We start from the raw sequence: 7,405 nt of genomic DNA, 5'->3' as shown, positions 1-7,405 counted from the left end.
CCCGAGCTGGGCACCACCACGCCGTCGACGGCGATGGCGACGCCCTCGTCGGGCAAGTCCAGCTCGGTGACGAGTGCGCGGACGGTCGCGCCGTCGGCCAGGGTGCGGTCCTCGCCGTTCACCGTGACGATCATGGGGCCTCCAAATTCCTGGTCGCGGCTGTACGTCTCCACCGTAGTCGCCTGCGCGGGGTGCCCGGTGACGTCGGTGCGGTGGGCCCACAGCGACCGGCACCCGGGGCCCACGGCGCCCGGCACCCTGGGCTCAGCCGCGGGCGAAGCGGTCGGGAGCGGCCGCACGCGCCGCCGCCGGACCGCGCACCGCGTGCAGTGCCGCCCAGACCGCCGCGACGGTCACCGGGGTGAGCGCGATGCCGTTGCGGCCGTGCCCTGTGGCGTGGATGACGCGCGGGTCCGTCGGGTCGGCGCCGAGGAACGGCAGATTGTCCGGCGACATCGGCCGGAGCCCGGCGATCGCCTCGGCCAACTCGTACTCCCCGATCCCGGGGAAGATCGTCTCGGCGTCGGCGAGCAGGTCGCGCACCCCGGCGACGGTGACCTGCCGGTCGTCGCCGTGTTCGTACTGCGTGGCGCCCACGACCAGACCACCGTCGCGCGGGACCAGGTACAGCGGTCGCCCGCGGACGAACGCCCGCACCACTCCCCGGGGCGGGTCCTCGCAGCCGGGCCGGGCGCGTAGCCGGAGCACCTCGCCCTTGACCGGGCGCACCGGCAGCCCCGCCAGTTCGGCGGACCCGGAACCTGCGGCCAGGACGATGCGGTCCGCGTCGACGTCGTCGAGCGAGGTCACCGCGCTGCGCACCCACCTCACACCCTCGGCGCGGCAGGCTCGGGTCAGGGCGGCCAGCAGGACGCGGTTGTCGACGGCCCCCTCGTAGTCCATGCGATAGGCGGCGCGGGCGACGCGGGCCAGGGACGGCTCGGCCTCGCGCAGCTCACGCCGGGTGATTCGGCGCAGGTCGGCGTCGGTGGAGTCCGGCTGGCGGGCGGCCCACTCCATGGCCATGTCGAGGTCACGGGCGTCGGCCTCGTCCACGGCCAGCATGTGCGTGTGGGTGGCGGTGCGGACCGGCGGGCCGGGAGGGACGTACGGCTCGAGGGCGTCCAGCATGTCCGGCCACCGCCGCAGGGAGTCCACTCCGAGCGCGAACACTGCCTCCTCTCCCGGCCAGGCCTCGCTGAACGGGGCGAGCATGCCACCGGCCACCCACGCCGCGGCCGCGGCGGGCACACCGTCGGGGCCGGACTCGTCGGGCTCGTAGATCACCACTTCCGTGGCCAGCTTGGTCCTGGCGGCCGACCACGCGCAGGCCAGGCCGATCACCGAGCCGCCGATCACGGCCAGCCGCCGGGCCCCGATACGCGCGATACCGTTATCCGCGGCCTCCCGGGCCACGGCGGCGGCAGCGGCACCGGCACCGGCACCGGGGCGGAAGCCGTCGTCGGCGGCGGGACGGTGGCCGTCGTCGTCGGCGGCGGCACGGGAGGTCATGACGGCCAGCCTAGTGGTGCCCTGGCCTACGGTTGTGACCATGACCTCCCGCGCCGACCGCCTCCGTGCCCGCCTCGCCGACGCCCGTCTCTACCTCTGCATCGACGCGCGTCGGCACCTCGACGAGCAGGCGCGCGAGCAGGGGTGGTCGGGCGACTTCCCGGCGCTGCGCAGGGACGTCACCGCGGCCCTGGCGGGCGGGGTCGACATCGTGCAGCTGCGGGACAAGAACTCGGCCGGCGAACGCGACCTCGGGCCGCTCGAGGCCGGGCACGAATTGCGGGCCCTGGCGGTGATGCGCGAGGTGTGCGATTCCCACGGGGCGCTGCTGTCGGTGAACGACCGCGCCGACGTCGCCGTGGCGTCCGGGGCGGACGTGCTGCACGTCGGGCAGGACGACCTGCCGGTGGAGTGGGCGCGCCGGATCGTCGGAGACGACGTGGTGCTCGGCCTGTCCTGCCACGCGGTGGACGAGGTCGACAGGGCCGCGGCGAACCCGCTGGTCGACTACTTCTGCACGGGCCCCGTGTGGCCCACCCCGACCAAGCCGGGCCGCGTCGCGCCGGGCACGGACCTCGTGCGCCACGCGGCAGGGACCACCGCGGGGTCGGGGTCGGCTGCGGGGTCGGCTGCCGGGTCAGGGTCGGCTGCGGGGTCGGCCGGGACGCCGTGGTTCGCCATCGGCGGGATCGACGCGACGAACCTGCCGGAGGTGCTGGCAGCGGGTGCGACCCGGGTGGTGGTGGTCCGAGCGATCACCGGCGCCGCCGACCCCACCGCCGCCGCCCTCGAACTCCGCGCGGCCCTGGCCTAGCCGGTCGGCGGTGTCGGTCTAGCGCGCGGCCTCGGTCCGGACAGCCGTACTCTGACCAGCCCCGCCCCGGAGAGCCCCGTCCCGGTCCGCGTCCGTCCAGTCGGCAGCTGCCCGCGGAGACAGGCCCTCCCCGGTCAACTCCTTGCTCAGCGTCCTGCGCAACACCTGCCGGGGCTTGCGGCCCAGCGAATCGCCCTCTCGCCGTCGTCGTCGTCCCCATGACTCCCGCGCCAGCCCCGGCACCAGGGTGAGGGCCTTGCCCAGTCCGCGCGCGGGCCACTCGACGGTGGCGTGATCGACCTGCACCGTGGCGCGGCGGCCGCGCAGTACGAGGGTCATCACCCCGTTGTCGAACCAGAGTCCGTCGGTGACCCGCCACCGCGCCTCGGGCTCCCGCACCCCCACCGCCCGGGCCAGGCGGCGCGTCAGGGCGGGCACGGGCTCGCGGACCGACAGACGGTTCACCGCTCGGATCGACTTCTGTAGAGGATTGCGGAACGGCGACATCACCAGCTGATGGACGCGGGTGGTTGAGTCCACCACCCGCTCGGCGGTGAGGTCGACCTCCTCGAGGTACGAGCAGTGCACGTCGCCGCCCAGCAGGAGGATCGAGGCGGGCGCGGGCCCGTGATCGCCCGCCGCCACCTCGGTGAGCAGGCCGACCAAGTCGTCGAAGCTGTTACGGAACGCCGCCCAGTGCTCGAGGTCCACGGTCAGGCGGATCCATTCGCCGACCCGCGCGGTGGCCGGCTTGTCGGGCTGGTCGCGGGACACCGCCTCGTTCCAGCCCTCGAGGTCGTGCAGGGCAGGCAGCATGAACGCCGGGAGGGACGAGCCGATCACCAGGTGGTCCACGTCGGCGTCCAGGCAGGACTCGCGCGTCCACTGCCATTCGTTGGCGTCCATGACCCGCCGGTCCTGCGGGTCCAGATGCCGCGACGCCCGCACGTCGAGCATCACCACCCGCACCCGACCGAAGTCACGCTTGAAGCTCCACTGCTCGGTGCGGCGCTCGGAATCGGTGGACAGCGCGAAGTCGTCCAGCAGCGACTCCCTCTCCGCGTCCGAACCGGCGGACCGCAACGCCCGGTACATCTCGTTTCGCTCCAGCTCATCGGGGGCGAGATTGCCCAGGTGCTGGTAGACGAAGTAGCTGCCGAACGCGCCGATCACCCGGTCGCTCCACCACGGCTGGGCGGTCATCTCGCGACGCCACGCGTGGGAGGAGTTCCAGTCGTCGCGCAGGTCGTGGTCGTCGAGGATCATGCAGCTCGGCACCGTCGACAGCAACCAGCGCACATCCGCGTCACGCCACGACTCGTGGTACAGCCAGGAGTACTCCTCGAAATCGCAGATCTCGTCGGAGACGTCGCGGTCTCCCCCGGCGCCGGCAGAGTCCCGCACCGACTGCGGGCCACCGCCCGCGCGCCGACGCTCGGCCAGCCGCTCGGAGATCTCCCGGCTGGGGATGTCGGCGTACACCTGGTCGCCGAGCAGGAGCATCGCGTCCGGCCACTCCTCCTGCGGGGAGTGCGCCATGCGGTGCGCCAGGGCGACCAGTGCGTCGGCACCGATCCTGCGCAGCGCCACCGGGGTCTGGCTCTCCCCACGCCGGCACGACCCGAACGCCAGCCGCACCGTGTCGTCGGCGCGAGGCGTGCGGATCACGCTGGGCCGACCCGGGTCGACGGGCCAGGCGAGCCGGTCATCGAGCGACACCTCGTACGGCGTCATCTCGCCCTCGGGCAGCCGGCACAGGTGCAGTACCGCGAAGTGGTGGCCGTGCACGCCCCACGAACGCTCGGTGACCACCTCGTCGCCGGCACGGATGGTCACCTCGCACGGCGCCGACACCTCCACCCACACCGTGGCGTCGGTGCTGTCGACGTAGCGCAGCATCGGGCCGACGAGGATCTCCGGGGGCAGGGTCATGCGTTCCAGTGTGCACCCGCGGGGCGGTGCGGCGCGCAGATCCAACCCGTCAGGTCGGGTGGACCCGGTGAACCGGGCCGGGACCGGGGCGGGGCCGGGGTCGGACCGGGGCGGGACCGGGGCGGGACCGGGGTGGGACCGGGGTGGGACCGGGCCGGCGTGCGCGCGTGCTACCCGAGAAGGGCGCGGGGTCCGACGACGACGACGTCGCCCGGCAGCCTGTCCCGCAGTCCCCGGTCGGCCGTCACCACCACCACCCGGCGGGGCCCGCCATCCAGCTCGGTGGCCAGATCGACGATCGCGTCGTCGCCGGACCCGGACGCGCGGTGGACGACGAGCGGGCCCTCGTGCTCGGCGGCCTTGGCGACGCCCTCGATGACGGCGTGCGCGCGGGCGACCCAGCCGAACCCCCCCGGCAGTTCGAGGGTGCGGGGCATCCCGGCGCCCAGGTCGTCGAGCAGTCGCGAGGTGGAGCCGGCCCGGTCCTTCCACCAGCCGTCGGGGCGGGAGCCGAGCACATTGGCCACGTCCACGACCAGCTCGACGGGGTCGGTGCGCAGCCCGTTCGCCCAGGCGTGGGCGAACGCGGGCATGAGCGGCAACTCGGCCACCAGCGTCTCGGGCACCCAGCGGAGTTCGAGACTCTCGTTGTTGGGCACGGTCTCCAGCGCGCGCGGGGCGTCCGCGATGACGGTGGTGTACGTCCACTCCACCGCGTCGGGCGACTCCTGGACCAGCGGCGGGATGGCGCGTGGGCGGGCGGAGCCCGACGGGTTCGCGGGCAGCTCGTCGTGGCGCTGGTCGGGCCGCAGCCGGCTCAGCAGCTCGGCCGCGTGCCGCAGGTCGAGTCCGGGCCGGTGCCACACGGTCCCGGGCATGCGGGAGGTCACGACCTGCGCGCGGACCACCACGTCGGCGGGCCGGATCTCGGCCTCCTCCTCCGTCTCGCGCAGCGCCGCCACGGGCGCGTCCTCGTACGAGTCCCGCGCACCACCCGGCAGCGCCCACGTGTCGCCCGAGGCCGTCCACACGGCGCGGTGCTGCAGCAACACGAGTGGGGTGTCGGGATCGGACGGGTCGACGGCCCGCAGGAGCAGCCCGGCGGCGCCGAACCGCCCCCACCGGCGATCACCCTCGTCGGACACCACCCAGCCGTTGCCGTCACCTTCGCTCGCCGCCACCGGTCGTCCACCTCCCCTGGACCCGTCCACCCCCGGATCGGGCGGAACCTTGAGTCCTCGTCGACCAGTCTGCCCGACTCCGCGCCGCCACTTCACTAACCTGGGAGACACTCCCGTCGGATCGTCGGCTCGGCGGGCGGAGACCGGGGAGGTGAGCGAGCAGATGCGCGCCCGAACCTTCTCGCTACGCCGCGCCCGCGGTGCGGCCGCGGACACGCCCGCACCCGGCGACGCACCGGTGGGCGGCGCCCCTGCCGGGTCGACGTCGGCATCCACGCCCGCGGCGTCCGCCGCCGGGGCCACGCCTGCGTCCGCGTCCCAGTCAGGCTCCGCGTCCCAGTCAGGCTCCGCGTCCCAGTCAGGCTCCGCGTCCCAGTCAGGCTCCGCACAGTCCACCCCGGCATCCTCGGCCGACGCCGCTCCCCGGGCCGGCGCCGCACCCGCATCAGGTGCCGCCTCCGGCTCCCGGTCCGGCTCCGCCTCCACGTCGGCCTCCGGCTCCCGGTCCGGCTCCGCCTCCACGCTCACACCAACGCCCGGCTCGAGTGGCGAGTCGTCATCCACCCTCCAACCCCGCAGGCCGGTCCGTCGCCGCGCCGCCCGCTTCTGGAACGACGTGCTCACCACGCCGGGCCGCATGTCGGTCTTCGCGTTGCTCGCGATCATCACGGTGCTCACGGGCGGGATCGTGGCGTCCTCGACGATCACCCAGCGGCAGGTTTATACCGAGACGCTGCTGGCCGAGGTCGAGCCCGTCGCCAACGCCTCGCAGACGTTGTACAGCTCCCTGACGATCGCGGACTCCGCGGCGAACACCGCGTTCATCACCGGCGGTATCGAGCCTGCGGAACTGCGCGAACGCTACCTCCAGGCGATCGCGACCTCGTCGTCGTCGATCATCGCCGCCTCCCAGGGCCTCGACCGCACCGACACCGAGTCCATCGAACAGCTCGCGCTCATCAACGCCCAGCTGGCCACCTACACCGGCCTGGTGGAGACGGCGCGCACCAACAACCGCGTGGCCAATCCGGTCGGCTCGGCGTATCTGGCGTCTGCGTCGACGCTGATGCAGGACACAATCCTGCCCGCCGCCGCGGACCTGTACGACCGGCAGTCCACGTCGGTGGGACAGTCGGACAGGGAGTGGTCGTCGCCGCCATGGGGGTCGTTCTTCCTGCTGGGGCTGGCGATCGCGGTGCTGTTGCTGTTGCAACAGTGGCTGTGGCGACTCACCGGGCGGCGGTTCAACCCGGCGCTCGCCCTGGGCTCGCTGCTCATGGTGGCGACGTTCCTGCTCACGATGATCGCCGGGTTCCTCGCGGCCAATGACAACGCCAAGGGCCTGTCCGAGGGCGCGGCACCGATGAACGAGCTCACCCGCCAGCGCATCAACGCCCAGAAGGTGCGCGCGCAGGAGACGCTCAACCTGGTGCGGCGCACCGATCCGGAAGGGTCGGCGGCCGAGCGGGCGACCACCCTGGGCAACGTGCGTGACACCCTGACCGTCTACCTCGACGACGAGGACGACGCGGACTCCTCCGGCCGCATCAACCTCGACTCGCAGGGTGCGGTGACGGACGCGATCGAGGCGCTCGACGCCTGGATGGCCGCCCAGAACCGCGCCGACTCCCTGTACCAACAGGGCGACTACCAGGGCGCGATCACCATCTCCTCCGGCCAGAGCGAGGGCGACTCGGGGGCCGCGTTCGAGGAGTTCGACGAGTCCATGCAGGACGCCATCGAGGAGGCCCGCGACACCCTGCGCACGCGCATCGACAACGCCCGCCGCACCTCCTCCAACGGGCCCGATCTCATCATCGCGCTGTCCACCCTGGCCGCGTTCGCCGTGGTCGTGGGGATCGCGCCGAGGATCAGGGAGTACCTGTGACGGCGGGGGTGCGGACCGGGTCGGGCGCGCGGGGACACGGCGCGCGGCGCCGGGCGAGGCGGGTCGCGCTCGGGGGCG

At 73.6% G+C, this 7,405-nt stretch carries 6 protein-coding genes; 2 read left to right on the top strand and 4 right to left on the bottom strand.

Annotated features, from left to right (window positions below):
* Both thiS and thiO read right to left on the bottom strand, forming a co-directional pair.
* The coding region (gene thiS, locus NR111_RS12595; RefSeq protein WP_256820969.1) for a sulfur carrier protein ThiS at nucleotides 1-134 on the bottom strand (134 nt) is incomplete at its 3' end.
* Between the two features lie 130 nt (nucleotides 135-264).
* A complete protein-coding gene (thiO, locus tag NR111_RS12590) occupies nucleotides 265-1,512 on the bottom strand; it encodes a glycine oxidase ThiO (RefSeq protein WP_256820966.1) in 1,248 nt (415 codons plus the stop codon).
* Between the two features lie 40 nt (nucleotides 1,513-1,552).
* On the opposite strand from thiO, the gene thiE reads away from it, so the two are divergent.
* Nucleotides 1,553-2,326 carry a thiamine phosphate synthase gene (gene thiE / locus NR111_RS12585; protein WP_119192779.1) on the top strand — a complete coding sequence of 258 codons (774 nt, stop codon included), beginning with the start codon at nucleotides 1,553-1,555 and terminating at the stop codon, nucleotides 2,324-2,326.
* Between the two features lie 18 nt (nucleotides 2,327-2,344).
* On the opposite strand, the gene NR111_RS12580 is transcribed toward thiE, so the two are convergent.
* Both NR111_RS12580 and NR111_RS18550 read right to left on the bottom strand, forming a co-directional pair.
* Nucleotides 2,345-4,258, bottom strand: coding sequence for an alkaline phosphatase D family protein (locus NR111_RS12580; protein ID WP_256820965.1), 1,914 nt, complete (start codon nucleotides 4,256-4,258; stop codon nucleotides 2,345-2,347).
* Between the two features lie 170 nt (nucleotides 4,259-4,428).
* Nucleotides 4,429-6,117: an NUDIX domain-containing protein gene (locus NR111_RS18550; RefSeq protein WP_308202018.1), complete on the bottom strand. Its 1,689-nt coding sequence runs from the start codon at nucleotides 6,115-6,117 to the stop codon at nucleotides 4,429-4,431.
* Between NR111_RS18550 and NR111_RS12570 the strand changes: the two genes are divergently transcribed.
* Nucleotides 6,077-7,327, top strand: a complete 1,251-nt coding sequence (locus tag NR111_RS12570) for a hypothetical protein (protein ID WP_227022158.1) — start codon at nucleotides 6,077-6,079, stop codon at nucleotides 7,325-7,327. The genes NR111_RS18550 and NR111_RS12570 overlap by 41 nt on opposite strands.
* Nucleotides 7,328-7,405 lie beyond the last annotated feature (78 nt).

Source organism: Dietzia sp. Die43, from assembly GCF_024519835.1.
Classification (GTDB): domain Bacteria; phylum Actinomycetota; class Actinomycetes; order Mycobacteriales; family Mycobacteriaceae; genus Dietzia; species Dietzia kunjamensis.
This window is presented reverse-complemented; position numbering and strand designations above follow the sequence as displayed.